Consider the following 18860-nt stretch of genomic DNA (forward strand, 5'->3'; position numbering starts at 1 on the left):
AAATAGCTGCCGAGTCATTCTGTCGCAGTTATCCCGCCGCCTGCGGGCGCCGCGCTTCCTCCGGGCGGACCAACCTCCAATCCAGGCCCTCGAACAAGGCCGCAAACATCGCCGGCGACATGCGCATCACGCCGTCCGCGATCGTTGGCCAAACGAACTTGCAACCTTCGAGGCGTTTGTGCACCAACACCAGGCCCGTTCGATCCCAGACCAAAATCTTGATCCGATCCGCTCGTTTCGATCGGAACACGAAGGCTGCGCCGCTGAACGGGTCGAGACGAAGCATCTCCTGCACCTTCGCCGCAAGCCCATCGTGGCCACAGCGGAAGTCGATCGGCTGCGTTGCAACGTAAATCTTCAGATCAGCACCGGCCGCAATCATCGTGATGCTCGCAGCACGCGGATCACCCGGGACAGCTGCTCGGCATCAATGGCCGTATCCGTCCGCAGCACGATATCACCAATCGCGATCTCAAGCTTGATTGCCGGAGCCTGACGCTCCTCCAACGCACCTCCCACCACCAGCGGCGCGAATGTCGGCTGCGACGCTTCGCACGCCGGCAGCAGGCCTCGCTGTCGAAAGCGCCGTCGCCAGTCGTAGATCTGCCAGCGCGTCGCTCCATACTTGCGCGCCACCTCGGATACCTGGGCACCAGTAACAGGCTCTCGGCGACGGCCCGAGCTCTCTCAGCTTCCGAACGCACACGGCGCCCCGACGGCCCTTCAAGAACCTCCAGCCGGCTCACCGACCCTGGCGATGAGCCGTCCAAATGGACGTCCTTTTTGCTGTCCAATCCCATCCCGAACCTCCGTCCAAGCCGGAGGCTTCTTCGCACAGCTATCCAGATCCCGAAGCAAGGGTTCCGGCTAAGCGCTTACCTCGCGCCTTGCTGGCGGCCTGGAAAACTACAACAACGCCAGGCCGCACAGTGCGTATCCGTCCGGTGAAGGCCGCCTTGCCGAATGAGGCGTGTTGTTGAGTACTGTCCTTATGGACAGTGATAGGCGCAGTGCCCAAGTCGAACGGCTCGAAGTAGTGGACACAGGCCGGCGGCGACGCTGGTCCGAGGATGAGAAGCTCAGGATCGTCCTGGAGAGCTTACAGGCGCCGCGCCAGGTCGCGGCAACAGCGCGGCGGTATGGTGTTTCGCGCTCATTGCTGCTGCGATGGCGACGGTCGTTTCGGCCTGAGCCGAAGGATGCGGTCCATCGACCTGGCTTCGTACCGGCGATGGTGGTCGCGGAAGCAGGGCCGGCGCCTTGTCCAGTCGCGCCGGCCAACAGCGGCGGGTCGATCGAGATCGAGTTTGTTGCCGGGGCTCGGATGCGGATCACGGGCACGGTCGACGCGGCGACGCTGAAGGCTGCGGTCGCGGCACTGGCAGATGGACGGCCGCAGTGATCCCCATTCCGTCGGGCGTCCGGGTGTGGATTGCGACCGGCCATACAGACATGCGCCGCGGCATGAACTCGCTGGCCTTGCTGGTGCAGGAAGCCTTCAAGCGAGACCCGCACGGCGGCGATCTCTATGTGTTCCGTGGCAGGAGCGGCAAGCTGATCAAGATCCTCTGGCACGATGGGCTTGGGATGTCGCTCTACGCCAAGCGGCTGGAGCGCGGTCGCTTCTTGTGGCCGTCGTCGGCTGATGGCGTGGTGACAATCACCCCAGCCCAGCTTGGCTACCTGCTGGAGGGCATCGACTGGCGGATGCCGCAACAGACCTGGCGACCGCGGGCGGCGGGCTGATCGCTGGGATTTGAATCGGTGGCACGATCAGCGGTTCGGACAGAGACCGCGTCTTGTGATTCTCTGGTCGGCGATGGGCGCTGATGATTCTCTTCCCGACGATGTGACCACGCTGCAGGCGATGCTGCGCGCCGAACGAGCGGCCCGGTTGGCCGCGGAAGCCGAGGCCCAGGCGGGGAGCTTGCTGATCGAGAAGCTCAAACTCACGATCAAGAAGCTCCGGCACGAGCAGTTCGGACAGTCCTCCGAGCGCGGCGCATTGCTGGACCAGCTCGAGCTACAGCTCGCCGACCTCGAGGAGAACGCGGCGCAAGCTGAGACCGCGGCGCAAATGGCATCCGAGAAGATTGCGGTGCCATCGTTCGAGCGCCGCAAGCCAGCCCGCCGGCCGCTGCCGGAGCATCTGCCGCGGGAGCGCATTGTCTATCCGGTGCCGGCGACCTGCCCATGCTGCGGCGACAGCCGGTTGCGCAAGATCGGCGAGGACGTGACCGAGACGCTGGAGCTCGTTCCGCGCCAGTGGAAAGTGATCCAGCACGTGCGCGAGAAGCTCGTCTGCCGGGCCTGCGAAGCGATCACCCAGCCGCCAGCTCCCTCGCACGCAATCGCGCGCGGGCGTGCAGGGCCCAAGCTGCTGGCCCATGTCCTGTTCGCCAAGTACGGCCTGCACCTGCCGCTCCATCGTCAGAGCGACGTCTACCAGCGTGAAGGCATCGACCTCGACGTGTCGACGCTCGCGGACTGGGTGGGCGCCTCCGCTGCAACCCTGATGCCGCTGGTCGATGCGATCCGGAGCCATGTCTTTGCGGCCGAACGCATCCACGCGGACGACACCACGGTGCCGGTCCTGGCCAAGGGCAAGACCCGCACCGGCCGGCTCTGGACCTACGTGCGCGACGACCGTCCGTTTGCCGGCCCAGATCCGCCGGCGGCCGTGTTCTTCTACTCGCCGGATCGTGGCGGTGCGCATCCGGAGCAGCATCTGGCGGGCTATGCCGGACTGATGCAGGCCGACGCCTACGCCGGCTTTGGCAGGCTCTACGAGGCCAATCGCAAGGGCGGCCCGATCATCGAGGCCGCGTGCTGGGCGCACGGCAGGCGCAAGTTCTTTGATCTGGCACGGCTCACCAAGGCGCCGATCGCGGCCGAGGCGGTCAAGCGCATCGACGTTCTGTTCGCCATCGAGCGCGAGATCAACGGCCTTGCTCCGCAGGAACGCCTGCGTGTGCGCCAGGAACGTAGCCGTCCCTTAATCGTCGAGCTGGAGGCGTGGTTGCGCGAGCAGCGCGCCAAGCTCTCCAGGAACAACGACACGACCAAGGCGATCAATTACTGCCTCAGCCGCTGGGACGCATTTACCCGCTTCCTTGATGACGGACGGCTTTGCATGTCGAACAATGCCGCCGAGCGCGAGCTTCGGGCTGTCGCCGTGGGCAGAAGAAATTGGACCTTCGCCGGCTCCGATGAGGGCGGCCGGCGTGCGGCTGCGATCTACACCCTCATCGCCACCGCCAAGCTCAACGACATCGATCCACAGGCTTGGCTCGCCGACGTGCTGGCGCGCATCAACGATCATGCTATCCAGAGGCTGGCTGAGCTTCTGCCCTGGAACTGGCAAAAGCCCGTGCCGAGCCATGTCGAAGCGGCGTGAGCCAAGAGGACACATGAGAGCGAGCGGTCTGTCCGCGGCAGATAAATCGGCGGTGGCGGCCGCCTGCCAGCAACTGATCGACGACTTCCTGAAGCCCCGCTTCCTGCCCACGATCCGGCCAACGCAGTTCAACTACCCCGTCGATATCCTGGGAAAGTGGCACGGCACCAAATATCGCTTCATTCAACGCTACCGCTCCGGCTTCCCGGAGAATCTCGGCGAAGAGTTCGACGCCCCGTTCGCCCGTCTCGACTGGATTAGCCGCAATCGCTTCGACATCCAGTGGCATCGTCACACCGGAGAATGGTTCTGCCGGCATCGCGGCCTGACCCTCGCCGAAGCGATTGACACGCTAAAATCCGACGGATTGCTCCATCCACCTTAAACACTGGAACTCCGCAAGGTCAGGTCCCCCGGGTCCTCACCGGACGGATACCACAGTGCACTGGGCAACCTCACACTCGACCGAATACGCCAATCGCGGCGATCCTGGGCCGCAACGGGGCGGGACGCTGCGCTATGACGAGGGCTCCGCGCCCGCCCCGTTGCTCCACCGAGCCTGATGCGCTCAAATGTCACCGGGACTCTCCCCTATTGCTGGATGAAGCGCGGGGCTCAGACCAGGATATTTGGACAGCCAGAAAGTTGTCCGGCCGCCCCTTTTCAGTTTTCCGCACGTTAGGAGTGCATGGCCGTCAGGTCGCTTCCGTAAAACCGGCGGCAGGTTTGCTATCGATTTTGCGCTGGGCGTCCTGTCAAGGTGCCGCTGGAAGCAACGTAGTCTAGAACTGAAAATAGATGAAGGGCTGCCCGTCTCGAATGCTGAACAATCCCAGAAAGAGGATGACGCCAAAAGCTACCGCCCATCCAGAGGAGAGCTGGGCCTTTATGTACGATCCTTCGATCCGACGACCTAGGTCAAGCACGGGATCATAGTTGGCCATGATCTGTTGAGTGTTGGGGGCGAGCCACGCAATGACCATACTCCCAGCAACCACGAGAAGATCGAGCGGGGATACTACAGGCTCCGGTAATGGTAGGCTTGGCAGAGAAATTGATTGAGCACAGGTCACTAGGCCAGTCCAACAACTCCGTTCCGAGATAGCATGCACAAAAAACATATCAGACAGAACTGCAATAGCATCGCCCGCGGAGTGAGCTCGAAAGAAGATTTGCGCGATTATCACGCACAAATAGACCAACGCGCCACTTGCGATGGTTTTGGCAAATTGCGGAAGACGCCAAGATGTCTTCCTACCAAACGTTCTCCATGCGTGATTGACTGAAATATAGAATCCATGCAGCGCTCCGAAAATAACAAATTGCAGTCCCGCCCCATGCCATATGCCGGCGATCAGCATCGTGATAAGAGTCGGCAAAGCGATTAGTTCAAGAAAACCGGAAACGGTTTGCGAAGCTCGCTTGGAGGTGGCTTGCCCGGCTGTCGCTCTGCGACGGACCAGCCTCAATGCGATCGGGTTGTAAAGATAGCTGGTCAAAAAACGCGTGAGCGTAATATGCCATCGTTGCCAAAACTCGATGATACTCAATGACTTATAAGGGGAAGCAAAATTTATCGGAAACTTGATGCCGAACAAGCGAGCGAGGCCGATTGCCATGTCGGAATAGCCGGAAAAGTCGAAGTAAAGCTGCATCGAGTACGCCAACACTCCAACCCAGGCAATGTGGGTGCTAACGCGGCCTAAATCCAAAATTTGATCTGCCACTCTACCTACGTTGTCGGCAATCAGTGTCTTTTTCGCTAGTCCTATAGAAAAAATAACCAATCCGACCGCAAATTCGGTCGGCTGGAAACAGTAGTTCTTGTCATCTTCGAACTGCGGCATGAGATCCCGGTGATGAACGATCGGGCCGGCAATAAGGTGCGGAAAAAACGTGACGAACAACAAATAGTTGATCGGAGAATATCGCTCACGAAATCCCTGACTGACATCAACGAGAAAGGCCATCTGCGTAAACGTAAAAAAGGAAATTCCTAATGGAAGCCCTCTCGGCATAGGCATCAAAGTTTCAGCGCCAAAAAGCTGCATCACGGAGAATAAATATTTATAATAAATGAGAGCTCCAAGGTTGGTGAGAACGCCCGCCAAAAGCAGTCCGCCGGTAGATCGATCGGCATTCGCTCGCGAAATGATGGCATGCCCGATCAGATAGTTGAACGTGACTGAAAGCAGAAGTACGGGGACCCATTCGATGTCCCACCAGCCATAGAAAAAGAGTGATGTAAGACAGAGCCAGATCTTGGATAAACCGTGACCAAGGGTCGATAAGAGCCAGAATCCAACAATGGTAACTGGCAGAAAAAGAACTATAAAAACGAACGAACTAAATACCATTTACTGTCTCACCCCATTTGAAGAGAGACTAAGCGAGGGTTCGGCTCGCCTCTTGCTACCTGCTCCTGTGCTGTTCAGGTCTGCTGCCATTTCCCGGGCAAGATGGAGTCGGCCCTTGTCGTTAAGGTGAATGCATGCGCACCATTGGGTGCTGAACTCATCTGACGCGAAGCCATTTGATAGATCGATAATTTCGATACCGCGTCTGTACATCTCGGCTACAAGATGCCGCTGCTTGTCCTTAAGAACTACGACCCAACTCTCCTCGAATCGTCCAATGAGACCGAGATTGATCGGCAACAAGACAACATGGAGTCGCTTGCCCCTCGCGAGGAGCTCAGCTCTCAAATCGGCTACTAGGTCGTATAGGGCCCCATTGACTGTCTTTGCGACATGAGTCCACCAAAAATAACCGCGCGTAAAGGCGGGATCATGCGTTTCTAATTCCGGACAGGTCGCAAGTCGCTTCTCACGCAAGAATTCGCCGGCCGCAAGAACACGGTAGTCAGGATAGCTTTTGCCCTCAAACCGAAAGCTCTGCTCGAGCCGGCGCGGCTCTCCAATGAGCCCATTCCAGAGATCCTCGGGACCAGAGGCAGCAAACACCCGAAAAGTTGGAACAACTGCTTTATAGATTAATAACTCACGGTACGTAGGCGTGGTCCAGTCATCGATCTGCGGGTACGCCAACGGTAAGAAAACATCCGTTATGGAGGAGCTCCGACTGCTCACGGCCGCCAAATTGATTGAGTCGCTGAGCGGTTGGCCGCCAAATGAAAGGTCAAGCACCTGCAGGCCAGAAAACTCCGAAAGCATGCTTGGTATTGTCCGGTGATCGATGTCGCATTTCGAAACATAGTCGATCGTTGAGGGGCCAACTATCACGATCGACGCGCTTGTCGTTTTGATAGCTGCGATGCGCTTGAGTTGGGTTCGCGACGGAAATGGCAGTACGAACAGCATCATCGCTACGCCGAGGAGGAGTGAGCAAAATAATATTGGACCTACCTTCCGATCAATTAGTCCGCCTCGCAACGCAATCATGAACGAACCCTATCTACTTCTGGGCGGACATTTTACGTTGGATAAGTTCGACGAAATCTCCAACGTTTTCCAACCTCTCGATCTCGGCGTTGCTAACTTTTATTTTGAACCTCATCTCCGCTGAGACGACAATGTTAATGTGATTAGCCGAGTCCCAGCCTGTAACGTCCTCAGCCGTCATTTGAGGCGTAAGAATAATCTTATCGTCGTCGAGAACATCTCGAAATATTTCGGTTAGATCGCGTAGTACATTTTCGCTTGTCACGTGGAGGCCTCTATTACGATGTGGGTACGAACTGGTTCGTAGGCGTTCACATTCAAAGACCAACTAGACACAGGGTCAGCGCAAGGTCGTTTTGAGAATCCCAATTTGGCGAAGAGTCCCTCGACCATGCCATTGCGCTCTGTGGGAATGTATTGACCGATTATTTCACCGGCTCCGATCGCCTTAGCGGCATCCACGATGACATCAAGGGTGGCCTGCTCAACCTGGCGCCCTAGCACTCGACAGCTCATCAGCCACGTGTCAATCACAAGTGTCTTAGATTTTGGCGCGAATGACCCTATGATCACAGCAATAATGCCATTATCGCCAAACTTGTCCAACAATCGAAGCTGACGTGTGATTACATTGGGGTCAGAAAGCAATTTTTTAACCTCCGGTTCGGAGTAGCGCTTCGTTGTCAGATTGAATTGGTTTGTCTTGTTGATCAGTTGCACGATGCGTGAAAGACCCATCTCATCAAATGCACTTTGCTTAAGTGTCATATTTAGTGCGGATAGATATTCGTCTAAATCTGTAACTTGGTCGAGTAGGGCCTGCCGTCGGGCGTTCGACTGATATTGCTCCGTTTTGGCGAGGTCTTCCTTTGTAAGTGACACACTTTCAAAGTGGCCAGACTCGGCGATGACGCGCGAAAAATCAGATGGATCTTCAGGAAGTTCCGGGACAAAGACGTCTGGGATCTCGTTCCTAACAAGTTGCCGTTCGAAGGGGTTGTCGTCTGCGAATACGCAGGTGTCGATCCCAATATTGAGCTTCCTGGCAATGCTGCGAATGTTCGTGGCCTTATCGCTCCAATTGGCGATAAAACATCCAATGTCATCCAGTCGGAGAGCCATATCTGGGTGCGCACGAAAGGGCCGACGCGCGACTTCATCGTCATTCTTCGAGCAAACGGCGAGAATGATACCTCTTCTTGCCAGTTGCTTGGCGTATCGCTGAAACGCAAGATATCCTTCGCCAATAGGCGATCCTTGACCTATCACGATGCCTTCCAGGCCGTCATCACCGATTACGCCACCCCAAAGCGTGTTGTCTAAATCTAAGATCAGACATTTGGCGGCCTTACCATATCGTGCTGCAATGACCCGCGCGACGAGGTCGCCATAAAGAGGCGTGATTATTGGATGAACCTCCTGTTTGCTTCGATGCCAAAGCGCCTCCGAATGCCAGGCACTTAGTCCGTGCCTCGAAGTCCAGTAGTCCAGATCGATCAGATCAATCCCCTCATCTTTGGCAGCGGCGCGTAGCTTTTCTTGGAAGGTACGGAGGATGAATGCAGGCGAGCTTGAAAACCAAGACTCATTCTCCCCAAGCAACCTCAGGAAAGGGTTGAACGGAATCTGCTGAATGATGGTACCATTCCACAGATCTCGAGCTCGATGCCACTGCGTTTTAAGGTCATCGATTGCTGCTTGCGCAATTTGTGAGGCCTCGCCTGTATCCGCGCCGGCGGCGCCAAACAGCGAATAGGGATCCGCGGCAAACAAGATGACATTGGGTGCGAAAGTGTGAAGGCCCGATTTTGGGTCCGCCAACTCCTGACGCATTTGGCCAAAGGCTGGCTCGTATATATCGCACATCAGTCCACGTCCTAACGCGGCAACCCGCACACCCGCCGTCAGATGACCTGTAGTTGAAGTGCTTAGAATTGCGAGCTTGATATGCTGTAGCCCTCCCCAGCCTTTGTCCGTCATGCCGTCCCGCACGCGTCCAATCGCTCGATCTAACCGAATCGTATTGAGAAAGTCATGATCATGATTGCAGATCGATCTGAGTGCGGCCCAACGATCGGTTGAATTTTCCAAGAGTTCAGCTTCTCGGATTCGGTGTTTTGCATCAGGACATGGTTGAAGCCAGTTTCGATACATTATTGTCGTCCGCCGGGTACTGATTCAAACTGAGTGATATCGTAGCCAACTTTGGCGCAGTAGTTTCTCGCGCCGTCGATCTAGGCCGGATTCAACGCTCCCAAGATGCCACGGGACGGGACGCTGCGCTGTGCCGATGGCTCCGCGCCCCATCCCATAGCATCACCGAGCCACCAAGGCTCAAATCAATCCGGACTCTTCCCATCGTTGGATGAAAAAGAGGGCTCAGATCACTCCTTTCTCGAAGGGAAGGAATCAAACGACAGATCATCCAGAACTGACGCTTGCAGCTAAAGGAGAGAAGTTCATTTTTGCCAGATTACGGTAAAGGTCATGGGCAGATAAAAAAACCTGTTTTTAATTAGAGTGTAGTTTGAAATGTGTGCCTTGGCGAAAAGCGAACGGATATCCCTCTCAGAAAGAAGATGCATATAGTCGCCGGTTGCCCATTTTTTTCCGATGCATACCAGAAAGGCGTCAAATACCTTCTTGGGAAGGAGAAGATGAAGAAGGAGAGTACGCGTATGAATCTCAAACGGAAAATGGCGATTGGGTGTGGTGAGGTAGCCACGTTTACTGACCCGTGCCAACTCGGTAAGAAACTGCAGCTGATCAGCCGGGGTGGAGCCGACATGCTCAAGCACGGCGTTGGAGTAGCCTATATCAAATGAGTTGTCGCCAAAGGGAAGAGCACGGCCATCACCTTCTAGACTTTTTATTTTGGGATAGCGCTTGTTAAAAAGAGAGAAATTACCGAAACCTACCGCAGTAATGTTTTCGGGATGGGAATAGAATTTCTCCAGGTAATTGTCGGTTGCCGAGTATTCTTCGGTATTCACTCCGACGTCTACCAGCGTTTCGTGGGGCTGAGGGGCGACGAAATGGACGAACTGATCGAGTTTTTTCTTGCGGCTTCTCGCTGAGATAGCGTAGGCCATCTTGTCTATCACTGAAAACATCGTGTGATCCTCAGCAGACTGACCAGATCGCTGTTGGTTGCCATCCGACGTCGATATTTTTTCTGACGACTCCACGCCTGTTGCGAGCAGGACGTTGGGGTGGTGTTCGACGTTCTCGCCCAACGCAATCTTACCGGAAATGCAATAAGTACAAGTACCCTAAAAGGGGTAATGCGCGCGGTGCAGGGTTCGGCGTCCTTCCACCGTCAGTCACTTCTGAGTGCACCGCAAGATAAGTGACCGTGTATCCGAAAACGCCGATCCTAAGAGCAATCCAGTTGCGCAAATCGGCCATGGTGGCCGAGCGGTGCGGCACCATTTTAGGCATCCACGTATGGTCTCTATCGCTCGAAGTTCCAGGCTTCTTGGGCTAGGTGCGAGCACAAGATGCGGTGCCGCTTCTCGATCTCGACAAGCAATTGTGTGGGATCGACCGGTGCCAGACTCAGCTCGGCCTGATCTGTCGTACTTGGGAAACAGATGGGCTGGGGCAATCTAGTGCACCGATTAGCTCGTTAGGGAGCGCCGCTGTCCATCACCGTCATGCGGCGATTGCCACACCATTGCCCAGGCTCACATGGTACGGCGCACCGCACCAGCCGGTCCAAGCTGCCGCGTTTTCGGCATGAAACGCCGGCATGAGTTGCAGGACCTTTCGTTGCCTCTGTCGCGGAAGGCCGAGGTCCGTCGGCGCTGCGTGATAAGGGCGCCCTAAAGGTTAACCGTCTCTGGTCGCTCATTTTCTGGAGGTGGTACCACTTTTGAATGTTTGGGCGCTTTGCTGCGCTTGCGCTATGATTATTGCAGGGTTGCAAACAAGCGCAGCCGAGCAACCCTGATGACCAATGCGACGAACCCCTCCTGGAGAAGGCTCCCAACGTCCCAATCAGTCGTCTCCGGCTTCCCCATGGGTTTCTTCCTTAGGGCAGCTCCAATGCACGTCCTGAAGCCGGCGGCCAGGACTCGCGCCTGCGAGGCAAGCGGCCATGCAGGGCTGAGTGTCGGCGAAAACGAAGAGCATTATTGCCATGAGGATCAATGCACTGACTCTATCAGCCACGAAGCTGGCTTCAGGGCTGCTCAACCGGCTGACTAAAACTGAGCTGTGGATGTTGCTAGGGTTTGGCGTGACCGGCTTCATCTCCTTTCTATTTTATACGGCCGGCATGTATCTCATGATCTTGGCTGGTTTCGGCCAAGTCGTCGGAGCCATGTGCGGCTTCGTCCTTGGAACCGTTGTTTCCTATTCGGGAAATACCTTGTGGGTCTTCCGCACGAAACCGACGACGCGAAATATGACTAAGTTTTCGATCGTCACCATCGCCGGCCTTGTCGCAAATATCTGTATGGCTGATTTGCTGGAGCGGATGCACGTCCGCCCCATCACGACGGTCCTTGTCATTTTCGCGACTGTGCCCTTTTTGAACTATCTGGGGCATCGGATATGGACATACCCCCGATATCAAAGCGGTTAAGTGGCGCCGGTTCGAAGGCATCGGCAACTCGTCGCGGCCGCGACGCGCTTGATGCAATCGTTATCGGTGGCGGCTTCTATGGATGCGAAGTCGCGCTTGAATTACGGCGGATCGGCTTTGACCAAATCGTTCTCATCGAACGAGAACCCGGCCTCCTCCGCCGGGCATCCTTCGTAAACCAAGCGCGCGTTCACGGCGGCTACCATTATCCCCGTTCCTACACCACAGCACTGAAATCGCGTAAGAACTTCACACGCTTCGTGGCCGAATATGACTACGCGGTCACGCATGGCCTCGAGAAATATTACGCGATGGTCCGCGGATCGCGCGTCTCGGCCGATCAGTTTGAGGTTTTCTGCCATCGCATTGGAGCGTTTTGCCGGCAGGCCCCCCGCGAAATTGCCGATCTGTTCGAGCGCGGAACCCTCGACCGGGTTTTCCTCGTGACAGAACTCGCGTTTGACTCGGTCAAGATCCGAAAAGTTCTGGAAGGTCACCTTAGGGCGGCGGGAATTGACGTCCGGCTGAATTCGTCCGCCGTGATCACGGGGACCGGCGATCGTTTCGTCGAGGTAAGTCTCCCCGGCGAGACACTGCGATCCCGGTGGGTCTTCAACTGCACTTACGCCGCCCTCGATACGGTCGGCGTCGATCTGCGAACCCGGATCAAAAGAGAATTGACCGAAATGGTTTTGCTCGTCCCCCCAATGCAATTGGAGGGCCGAGGCATCACCGTAATAGACGGCCCATTCTTTTCCGTCATGCCCTTCCCTCCCGCGGGACTACACTCGTTGTCCCACGTTCGGTATACCCCTCACGAGGCGATTTCCGGACCTGAGGGCTCAAAACTCCGACCCGTGAAGAGCAACGCGAACGCCATCGTGCGCGACTCCGCGCGATACATGCCGTGTCTTTCGCGAGCGCGCATCGAAAGATCCATCTACGAAATCAAGGCAGTCTTGATCGCGACAGAGCGTGACGACGCGCGGCCGATACTCGCCGAGAGAAATCCTGGCAATGGACGGATTCTGTCGGTGCTTGGCTCCAAAATCGACAATATCTACGAAGTGCGCGAGTTCTTGCGCAATCAGACGTGGTGAAGTGAACCCACGAATGGGGACGAGCGATGACCGTGATGCTGACGTCCGTGACTGCGATCATTCTTATTCGCGACCGCTCTGTCGCGATCGACAGCTTGTTGCTGTTATCGGATACACTGGCGCGCCACTTCACCGACGTCGAAATTGTGCTCGTGGCCATTGAGCCCTCCGAATCGGCCAATATGGACTTCAAAAAGGTGGCCGAAACAATCCCCGACATCACAATAGTTTTCCTGAATGAAACCGTTCGCGATGATGTGGCTCGACTTTTAGGCATTGATCACGCTGTCTCTGACTACATCCTGTTCTGCACACCTCTAGACTTCGAGATAGGAGCCCTGAGCGGCTTTGCCGACGCTGCCGCAAGGGGGGCGGATCTCGTATTGGGCCATACCGATGGGGGAGTCATCGTCGATCGCGGCGTCGCCGCAAACTTTCTGTTCTGGCTATTCTGTCGACTGTACTCCGCCCTCAACGGCGCGAATTTTGAGAAGCATCCGCCATCGTTCCGCATGCTCACGCGACCCGCAGCCATGTTCATCGCCACCAAAAACGACGGTGAAGTTCGTATCCGCGCCAACTCACTCGGCTCCGGATTTACAACCGAAACGATTGACGTCCTGGGGACAACCAAAATTGTGCGCGGCGGCATCGACGTGAAGCGCGGCATCTCGACAGCCTTAGAACTTATCATGACCGGCAGCACGCTACCGCTTAGGCTCGCATCCTACCTCGGGTTCTTTAGCGGCATCGGCTCGTTGTTCTACGCCGTCTATGCGCTGATCATTTATTTCTTCAAAACAGAAGTCGCACCAGGCTGGACGACTCTCTCACTGCAATCAGCTGGAATGATGTTCGCTATGAGCTTGCAATTTCTTTTTCTGTCAGAATATCTCATCAAGATCCTTGCCGCCTCACCGGTGACGAGTCGGCGTTATCTTGTCGCGCGCGAAGTGCGCGGTCCGCTATCACGTCGCAGTCAACGACTCAACATCGTTGATCAGGAAGGCCGCTACCAGGTCGGCGCTCCGGCTGATCTGCTCACCGAGGTGGACCGCTGATGCGCCTCATGCAAGGTTCGGCCCTGATCGGCCATACCGGCTTTGTGGGAAGCAATTTGGCACGGGACCGACGTTTTGGGACCCTCGCCAATTCGAAGACAATTGGCGACCTTATCGGCCGTCGGTTCGAGACGATTGTCTGCGCCGGCGTCTCTGCCACCAAATGGCTCGCAAATAGGGATCCGGAAGCGGACCGGCTTGGTATTGAGCGGCTCAAGACAGTGCTCGAAACGCTCACAGCCGAAGAATTCATTCTGATTTCCACAATTGACGTCTATCCAGACCCTAGCCAGCCGCTGAACGAAGACGCCACTATCAACAATGTGCCGAGCCATGCCTATGGGTGCCATCGGCTAGAACTGGAGAACTGGGTGAGCAGTCGTTTCGAAAAGACTCGCATTGTCCGCCTGCCTGCACTCTTTGGGCCCGGCCTAAAGAAGAACGTGATTTTCGACCTCCTCCACGACAATCAAACCAACAATATCAATCCGGCAAGCAGCTTTCAGTGGTACTCGCTGATGCGCCTCGCCGACGATCTCGATCTCATCCGGTCGCAAAACCTATCTCTGGTCAATCTGTTTCCAGAACCTATCGCCACGGCGGATATTCTGGATGCATTCTTCCCGAATTCACATCCTGGCGCGCCGGTTTTGCCTGCCCCGAACTATTGCTTGACGACCCGCTACTCGAAGCTGTTTGGCGGACCGCACAATTTTGTCTGCTCACGCATCTCTGTTCTCGGCCAGCTCGCCGACTTTGTTGCGAACGAACGGAGGAATAAGACGTGACCGAGCAACAGCTATCGGTGTCAAATATTGCTTGGCCTCCAGGCCAACACGATTCGGCCGTCGCTTTGCTGTTGTCGTTGGGCGTGCGCGGAATCGAGATTGCACCCTTCAACTTCTTTAGAACGTGGGAGATCGATGATAAACTCCTCCGTGATTTCAAAGCCCGTCTCGACGACGCTGGCATGATCTGCCCAGCAGTCCAGGGCATCATGTTCAACGTCCCCAGCGCTCATCTTTTCGCCTCAACTGAGGCTCGGTCCGTCCTGCAGAAACATCTCGTCAAGATTGCAAAGGTTGCCGGCGTTCTCCGAGCCAGAGCCTGCGTCTTCGGCGCTCCCAAACTGCGCGATCCGGGTGCGCTTGAATCCGACGAAGCATTCCAGATTGCGGTTGAGCTCTTTTCCTCGCTGGCGCCGGCCTTCGCCTCCGAAGGCACGGCACTGTCGTTTGAGCCAAACGCGGCTGTCTATGCGTGCCGTTTCGTAACAACGACGAGCGAGGCCATTGATCTAGTTGCGGCCGTCAATCATCCCGGCGTAAGGCTGCAGATCGATACAGGAACGATATTTCTCGAACGGGAGAATCCGTCAGTTTTGACGCGCGCCGTGGAATTCGCCGTCCACGCTCACATCAGCGAGCCCGGATTGGCGCCGGTCGGGCAAAGCGGTCTCGACCATTCGCCTCTGGCAAAGGCACTCGCCGACGGCGGCTACAACGGTTCCATTTCGATTGAGATGAAATCGTCGTCAAATTGGCAGGAGAACGTGAAACGCGCCATCGCATTCGCGCGGGAGCATTATTAAGCGGGAGCATTATTAAATGGACCCTACCCTCACCTCCAGCAGGCAAATCCCTGAGCATAGTGTTTCCGACTTTCTTCCCAAGCGTCATGACTACGTGCTTGTCATTCCCGTACTCAACGAGGGCGAACGCATTCGTCACCAAATCGGACGCATCGCGGCTATTAGACCACCCGTCGACATTGTGATCGCAGATGGTGGCTCCAAAGATGGCTCACTCGATTCAGATCTTTTGAAAAAGTCTGGCGTTCGGGCCTTGCTCATCAAAAAAGGCCCCGGACGTCTAAGCGCGCAACTGCGTGTGGCCTACGCCTGGGCGCTCGACCAAGGCTACCTCGGCATCGTAACAATTGACGGAAATGGCAAGGACGATGTCGCCGCCATTGGCGATTTCGTCGAAAAGCTACGCGATGGCTATGATTACGTCCAGGGCTCGCGCTATATAGCAGGCGGGAAGGATATCAACACACCCATCGATAGAAAGATTGGTGGGCGCATGATCCACGCGCCGGTGATGAGCCTCTCGGGTCGCCACTTCTTTACCGATACAACCAATGGATTTCGCGGCTATTCGGCACGCTATCTTCTGGACCCACGGGTTGCTCCCTTCCGAGATGTCTTCCGCCGCTACGAACTGCTATTCTATCTGACCGTTCGCGCCGGGCAACTTGGCTATCGGATCATCGAAATCCCCGTCATCCGTTCCTATCCCAAGGGCGAGAGGACCCCAACAAAGATCAACGGCTTCCGCGGCCGACTCGTCATGCTGGGAGAACTGTTTTCTGTGGCCCTCGGCAGATTCGATCCGTAGCAGGTATAGCGGTCCCGCTGGTGCACTTAAGAACATCGACAACCTCAAGACTTGAACGCGAAAAGCTCGTCGGAAATTGACCCTTTAGCCATTCGCGGAGCTGCGGCGACTGACCAGAGCTTCGAGCCACCCAAAACAAATACCAGCCACAACAGCGGCCATATCGGGTACATGTATCGTGGCAGAGCAATCTCGCCCAGCGCAGTAGCCACCATGTTCATCTGAATCATCAACGACACTATCCAGATAATCACCCAACCTGAGTCGACCCGCTTTTTCAGCGCCAGGGCCGGCAGCAGAAGAAGGTTCACCAGGGAAAACGCCACCGCCGAAACCTGGATAGCATCGATTACCAAAATGAGCGCGAGAGGTCGAGCCTGCGGAGCCTCGATCTTTGCCACCCCAGATTCACCTGGTGCATACGAGCTTTTGATGCGCATTTCCGCGATAGCCGCTGGAACAAGACGAACTGTATAATCAGTTCGCTCGGGGATCATCGCTGGAAGTGGCGGCGGATTGCGCTCCAAGAACTCCTGATATCGTTGACGCTTATGACTCGTTATGAACGTGTAGTTTCTCGCCAAATTAACGTAGTCCCGAGCGATCTGCCCGATGAAGTATAGGGGATCGCATCTTATATGTTCGAGTGTATAACTCAAAAGTATTGGATCGGCCTCCTCGCCGCGCTGAAACCCGTGTCGCTCAACAAGCGTGGGAATGATCACACCGAACCGCAAATATTCGCCAATGCTCTGACGCATGAGATCACGAAATTCGGGCGGCGCATTCTGAATGTAATCGTTGGTCGGCAGGACAGACTGTCTAATAAAAGCCAAATCTGCATTATCCGTCGCCAATGTCTCTGGTGGCATGCCGAAAATAGCTTTGGCAAACAGGCCCCGGGCAACAGGTGAGAAGGACTTAGGGCTCCCGTGCAAGAGATAGTTTGTTGCCGGAGTCACGCAGATACCGAGGGTGACCGCCGCAAGGATCGGCGCCGAGGATCGAATCGCTGCTCTCCAGCCAAAAAAATAGAGCCCCGCTGCGAGCGCAGCCGGAACCATTGCAATGTTGACCGGCCGGACGGGAATCGCGAGGAGAACAATCAAACACAGTGGCACATATCGACGCAGCGACGGGCGAGCACCGAACCAGAATAGTGAGGCTATGAACATCAGGTAGAGACTCATCGACAGAGCATCGGCCATAATCAATTGGGCTGACCTGAAGGGGGCCGGATAAACGAGCAATCCAATTTCGAGAATGAGGGCCATCAACCAACGCTGGGTGGTGTAAGCGACAACCGAAGCCACAACAACCGCACTCACCCCAAGCATTACGATCTGAGCTGTCGCCACATGGTCGTAACCGTGTGTGAGACTTTTGATCGCTGCGAGAAAGAGAGGATAGCCAACCGGCCGCCCCGGATCGAAATACATGTAGCCTGGCGAGTCGCCGGTAAGCAGGGCTCCCGGAGATATTCTTAGATAAACAGCCGTCGCCGCTAGTCCAACGAGCCAAAAGATGGCCTGTCTGCGAAGTTCTAAACGAGGTGCCACGCGACTAGGCAACATTCAGACTGCTCATCACGTCGGTCCCTGCAATGCGCGATCAGGCGCTTTGGCAACCCGGGTGTCCTGACACCGCCTTAGAAGCTAAGTAGTTGGGCTCGAGCTGGAGCGCGACCAATTCCCGCTCCATTCCTCCCAGAATGGTACTCGCTACCGCGAGACCGGCCGCGGGGGAGTATATTTCAGTTGATCGACACGGATCGAGCGCAATGGAGGTAATCCAATGGATGGAATAGCGCGAACCGGCAGCCAAGCATCACGAAGATGAATGTAGTTGCATCAAGTGGCGCGGATCACGCAGTAGCATGTGAACAGCCTGCTGTAGGCCGTTCATTCGGGCCTGAAATGCAATTTCTGAGTCAAACCCGCCAACGAACAGGCGAGGAAGCGCAAACTGATTTAGATGCTGAGTGCAGAGCTGCTCCGGCCGCGTGGTTACCGCGGTCGAAAAGCCTGCGTCGCTGGCGAGATTCTCTTCGCGAGGACCACATGCTTTGGGGTCGCCATATGGATAAGCGAAGTGCCGCACCGGCCTTTGCGTCAAATCCTGCAGATATCTTTTGTTGTCGGCCATTTCGGCCCGCGCCGAAGCGCTATCCAATGTCTTAAGCGCTGGGTGCGAGGTTGTGTGCCCGCCAAACGAAACGAGGGGATGACGGGACAGCACCTGAATCTCCTGTTCGTCAAGGAAATACGCCTCGTTCAAGGCCGACAGCGATACACCCGCTTTGTGGAACGTTGGTCCAAGCATCGTCGCACGTTGATAATCCTGATGGACCCACTGCGCGGCTCGGGCCAACGCGGAGACCTTCGCCTCAAAGTCAGGACAATGGAATCGGGTGTCCATTGCATCGATTGTAACGTCGTCCCGTGAGCGAAACAGTTCACGCAGTCCGAGCCACCACGCTTGCAGCGTTCGTGTCGGGGCACCAGTCGGTACATACATGAGGAACGGCGCATTGTGCCGCTCAAGGATTGGAAGCGCCACCGAAACATTGTCTCGATAACCGTCATCGAAAGTGAGCACTGCATAGCGACGCGATCGATCGTCCCGCGACACTCGCTCAAGGCATTCCTCGAGGCTCACAATCTCCCATCCTTCTCGCCGCAGCCAACTGAGCGAATGCTCAAATAGCGAGATCGACGTCCCGGTTGCCAATTCCAATCGAAACTCTCTCTGTATCTCGTGGAACATGATGATGGCGGCGCGGCCCGCAAATAGACTGCGAAAGGCCGGCATAAGCCCAGCCCAACTGACCCCGTGGCACACGAAATCCTTCAGTGGCTGTTTCATGGAGCCGGCGACCACCTCTGCACGGACAACCCGATCTCGATGAGCGGGA

The 18860-nt window shown here is 56.1% G+C and carries 19 protein-coding genes; 10 read left to right on the forward strand and 9 right to left on the reverse strand.

From position 1 onward, the window contains the following. Positions 1–28: 28 nt before the first annotated feature. The gene (gene tnpB, locus QA640_RS31185; RefSeq protein ID WP_283036675.1) at positions 29–382 is read right to left on the reverse strand and encodes an IS66 family insertion sequence element accessory protein TnpB; all 354 of its coding nucleotides are present in this window, start codon (positions 380–382) and stop codon (positions 29–31) included. Continuing rightward, positions 379–636 carry a hypothetical protein gene (locus tag QA640_RS31190; RefSeq protein WP_283036676.1) on the reverse strand — a complete coding sequence of 86 codons (258 nt, stop codon included), beginning with the start codon at positions 634–636 and terminating at the stop codon, positions 379–381. The genes tnpB (QA640_RS31185) and QA640_RS31190 overlap by 4 nt, the downstream gene beginning before the upstream one ends. 355 nt (positions 637–991) lie before the next feature. Here QA640_RS31190 and QA640_RS31195 point away from each other — a divergent pair, with 355 nt between their 5' ends. The 4 genes from QA640_RS31195 to QA640_RS31210 all read left to right on the forward strand — a co-directional run bounded on the left by QA640_RS31195 (position 992) and on the right by QA640_RS31210 (position 3782). After that, the gene (locus QA640_RS31195; RefSeq protein WP_349253752.1) at positions 992–1402 is read left to right on the forward strand and encodes a transposase; all 411 of its coding nucleotides are present in this window, start codon (positions 992–994) and stop codon (positions 1400–1402) included. Further along, on the forward strand, positions 1399–1746 hold the full coding sequence (gene tnpB / locus QA640_RS31200) for an IS66 family insertion sequence element accessory protein TnpB (protein WP_283035314.1): 348 nt from the start codon (positions 1399–1401) through the stop codon (positions 1744–1746). The genes QA640_RS31195 and tnpB (QA640_RS31200) overlap by 4 nt, the downstream gene beginning before the upstream one ends. Before the next feature lie 73 nt (positions 1747–1819). Then, the gene (locus QA640_RS31205; protein ID WP_283042864.1) at positions 1820–3397 is read left to right on the forward strand and encodes an IS66 family transposase; all 1578 of its coding nucleotides are present in this window, start codon (positions 1820–1822) and stop codon (positions 3395–3397) included. Between the two features lie 13 nt (positions 3398–3410). Then, on the forward strand, positions 3411–3782 hold the full coding sequence (locus tag QA640_RS31210; RefSeq protein ID WP_283035315.1) for a hypothetical protein: 372 nt from the start codon (positions 3411–3413) through the stop codon (positions 3780–3782). Positions 3783–4179: 397 nt separating this feature from the next. On the opposite strand, the gene QA640_RS31215 is transcribed toward QA640_RS31210, so the two are convergent. The 5 genes from QA640_RS31215 to QA640_RS31235 form a co-directional block, all read right to left on the reverse strand. Further along, complete coding sequence (locus QA640_RS31215; RefSeq protein ID WP_283036677.1) at positions 4180–5754, reverse strand: MBOAT family O-acyltransferase; 1575 nt, start codon at positions 5752–5754, stop codon at positions 4180–4182. Further along, positions 5755–6720, reverse strand: a complete 966-nt coding sequence (locus tag QA640_RS31220; RefSeq protein ID WP_283036678.1) for a hypothetical protein — start codon at positions 6718–6720, stop codon at positions 5755–5757. It lies immediately after the preceding gene. A 91-nt stretch (positions 6721–6811) separates the two neighbouring features. Beyond that, on the reverse strand, positions 6812–6979 hold the full coding sequence (locus tag QA640_RS31225; RefSeq protein ID WP_283042943.1) for an acyl carrier protein: 168 nt from the start codon (positions 6977–6979) through the stop codon (positions 6812–6814). Between the two features lie 80 nt (positions 6980–7059). Continuing rightward, on the reverse strand, positions 7060–8889 hold the full coding sequence (locus QA640_RS31230) for an HAD-IIIC family phosphatase (RefSeq protein ID WP_283036679.1): 1830 nt from the start codon (positions 8887–8889) through the stop codon (positions 7060–7062). A 368-nt stretch (positions 8890–9257) separates the two neighbouring features. Continuing rightward, positions 9258–10034, reverse strand: coding sequence for a methyltransferase domain-containing protein (locus tag QA640_RS31235; protein ID WP_283036680.1), 777 nt, complete (start codon positions 10032–10034; stop codon positions 9258–9260). An 875-nt stretch (positions 10035–10909) separates the two neighbouring features. On the opposite strand from QA640_RS31235, the gene QA640_RS31240 reads away from it, so the two are divergent. Genes QA640_RS31240 through QA640_RS31265 form a run of 6 tightly spaced genes read left to right on the forward strand, consistent with a single transcriptional unit; the run spans position 10910 to position 15946 of the window. After that, positions 10910–11386: a GtrA family protein gene (locus QA640_RS31240; RefSeq protein ID WP_283036681.1), complete on the forward strand. Its 477-nt coding sequence runs from the start codon at positions 10910–10912 to the stop codon at positions 11384–11386. Further along, positions 11356–12486 (forward strand): FAD-dependent oxidoreductase, encoded by a 1131-nt coding sequence (locus tag QA640_RS31245; protein ID WP_283036682.1) that lies wholly within the window; start codon positions 11356–11358, stop codon positions 12484–12486. The genes QA640_RS31240 and QA640_RS31245 overlap by 31 nt, the downstream gene beginning before the upstream one ends. Positions 12487–12512: 26 nt before the next feature. Continuing rightward, a complete protein-coding gene (locus QA640_RS31250) occupies positions 12513–13547 on the forward strand; it encodes a hypothetical protein (RefSeq protein WP_283036683.1) in 1035 nt (344 codons plus the stop codon). After that, positions 13547–14335, forward strand: coding sequence for an NAD-dependent epimerase/dehydratase family protein (locus tag QA640_RS31255; protein ID WP_283036684.1), 789 nt, complete (start codon positions 13547–13549; stop codon positions 14333–14335). Before QA640_RS31250 ends, QA640_RS31255 begins: the two co-directional genes overlap by 1 nt. Beyond that, positions 14332–15138 carry a sugar phosphate isomerase/epimerase family protein gene (locus QA640_RS31260; protein ID WP_283036685.1) on the forward strand — a complete coding sequence of 269 codons (807 nt, stop codon included), beginning with the start codon at positions 14332–14334 and terminating at the stop codon, positions 15136–15138. The genes QA640_RS31255 and QA640_RS31260 overlap by 4 nt, the downstream gene beginning before the upstream one ends. A gap of 16 nt (positions 15139–15154) precedes the next feature. Next, on the forward strand, positions 15155–15946 hold the full coding sequence (locus tag QA640_RS31265) for a glycosyltransferase family 2 protein (RefSeq protein ID WP_283036686.1): 792 nt from the start codon (positions 15155–15157) through the stop codon (positions 15944–15946). 44 nt (positions 15947–15990) lie between these two features. Here QA640_RS31265 and QA640_RS31270 read toward each other — a convergent pair whose 3' ends face one another. After that, positions 15991–17385, reverse strand: coding sequence for a hypothetical protein (locus QA640_RS31270; protein ID WP_283036687.1), 1395 nt, complete (start codon positions 17383–17385; stop codon positions 15991–15993). Between the two features lie 388 nt (positions 17386–17773). Beyond that, a complete protein-coding gene (locus QA640_RS31275) occupies positions 17774–18811 on the reverse strand; it encodes a polysaccharide deacetylase family protein (protein ID WP_283036688.1) in 1038 nt (345 codons plus the stop codon). Positions 18812–18860 lie beyond the last annotated feature (49 nt).

Origin of the sequence: Bradyrhizobium sp. CB82, from assembly GCF_029714405.1 — a bacterium.
Lineage (GTDB): Bacteria > Pseudomonadota > Alphaproteobacteria > Rhizobiales > Xanthobacteraceae > Bradyrhizobium.

What these genes read in the sequence shown, in the direction of transcription:
- QA640_RS31255 (WP_283036684.1), top strand. Translation starts at nt 13,547, where the DNA reads ATGCGCCTCATGCAAGGTTCGGCCCTGATCGGCCATACCGGCTTTGTG.
- tnpB (WP_283036675.1), bottom strand. Translation starts at nt 382, where the DNA reads ATGATTGCGGCCGGTGCTGATCTGAAGATTTACGTTGCAACGCAGCCG.
- QA640_RS31220 (WP_283036678.1), bottom strand. Translation starts at nt 6,720, where the DNA reads ATGATGCTGTTCGTACTGCCATTTCCGTCGCGAACCCAACTCAAGCGC.
- QA640_RS31225 (WP_283042943.1), bottom strand. Translation starts at nt 6,979, where the DNA reads ATGACGGCTGAGGACGTTACAGGCTGGGACTCGGCTAATCACATTAAC.
- QA640_RS31205 (WP_283042864.1), top strand. Translation starts at nt 1,820, where the DNA reads ATGGGCGCTGATGATTCTCTTCCCGACGATGTGACCACGCTGCAGGCG.
- QA640_RS31265 (WP_283036686.1), top strand. Translation starts at nt 15,155, where the DNA reads ATGGACCCTACCCTCACCTCCAGCAGGCAAATCCCTGAGCATAGTGTT.
- QA640_RS31270 (WP_283036687.1), bottom strand. Translation starts at nt 17,385, where the DNA reads ATGTATTTCGATCCGGGGCGGCCGGTTGGCTATCCTCTCTTTCTCGCA.
- QA640_RS31245 (WP_283036682.1), top strand. Translation starts at nt 11,356, where the DNA reads ATGGACATACCCCCGATATCAAAGCGGTTAAGTGGCGCCGGTTCGAAG.
- QA640_RS31215 (WP_283036677.1), bottom strand. Translation starts at nt 5,754, where the DNA reads ATGGTATTTAGTTCGTTCGTTTTTATAGTTCTTTTTCTGCCAGTTACC.
- QA640_RS31195 (WP_349253752.1), top strand. Translation starts at nt 992, where the DNA reads ATGGACAGTGATAGGCGCAGTGCCCAAGTCGAACGGCTCGAAGTAGTG.
- QA640_RS31250 (WP_283036683.1), top strand. Translation starts at nt 12,513, where the DNA reads ATGACCGTGATGCTGACGTCCGTGACTGCGATCATTCTTATTCGCGAC.
- QA640_RS31275 (WP_283036688.1), bottom strand. Translation starts at nt 18,811, where the DNA reads ATGAAACAGCCACTGAAGGATTTCGTGTGCCACGGGGTCAGTTGGGCT.
- QA640_RS31210 (WP_283035315.1), top strand. Translation starts at nt 3,411, where the DNA reads ATGAGAGCGAGCGGTCTGTCCGCGGCAGATAAATCGGCGGTGGCGGCC.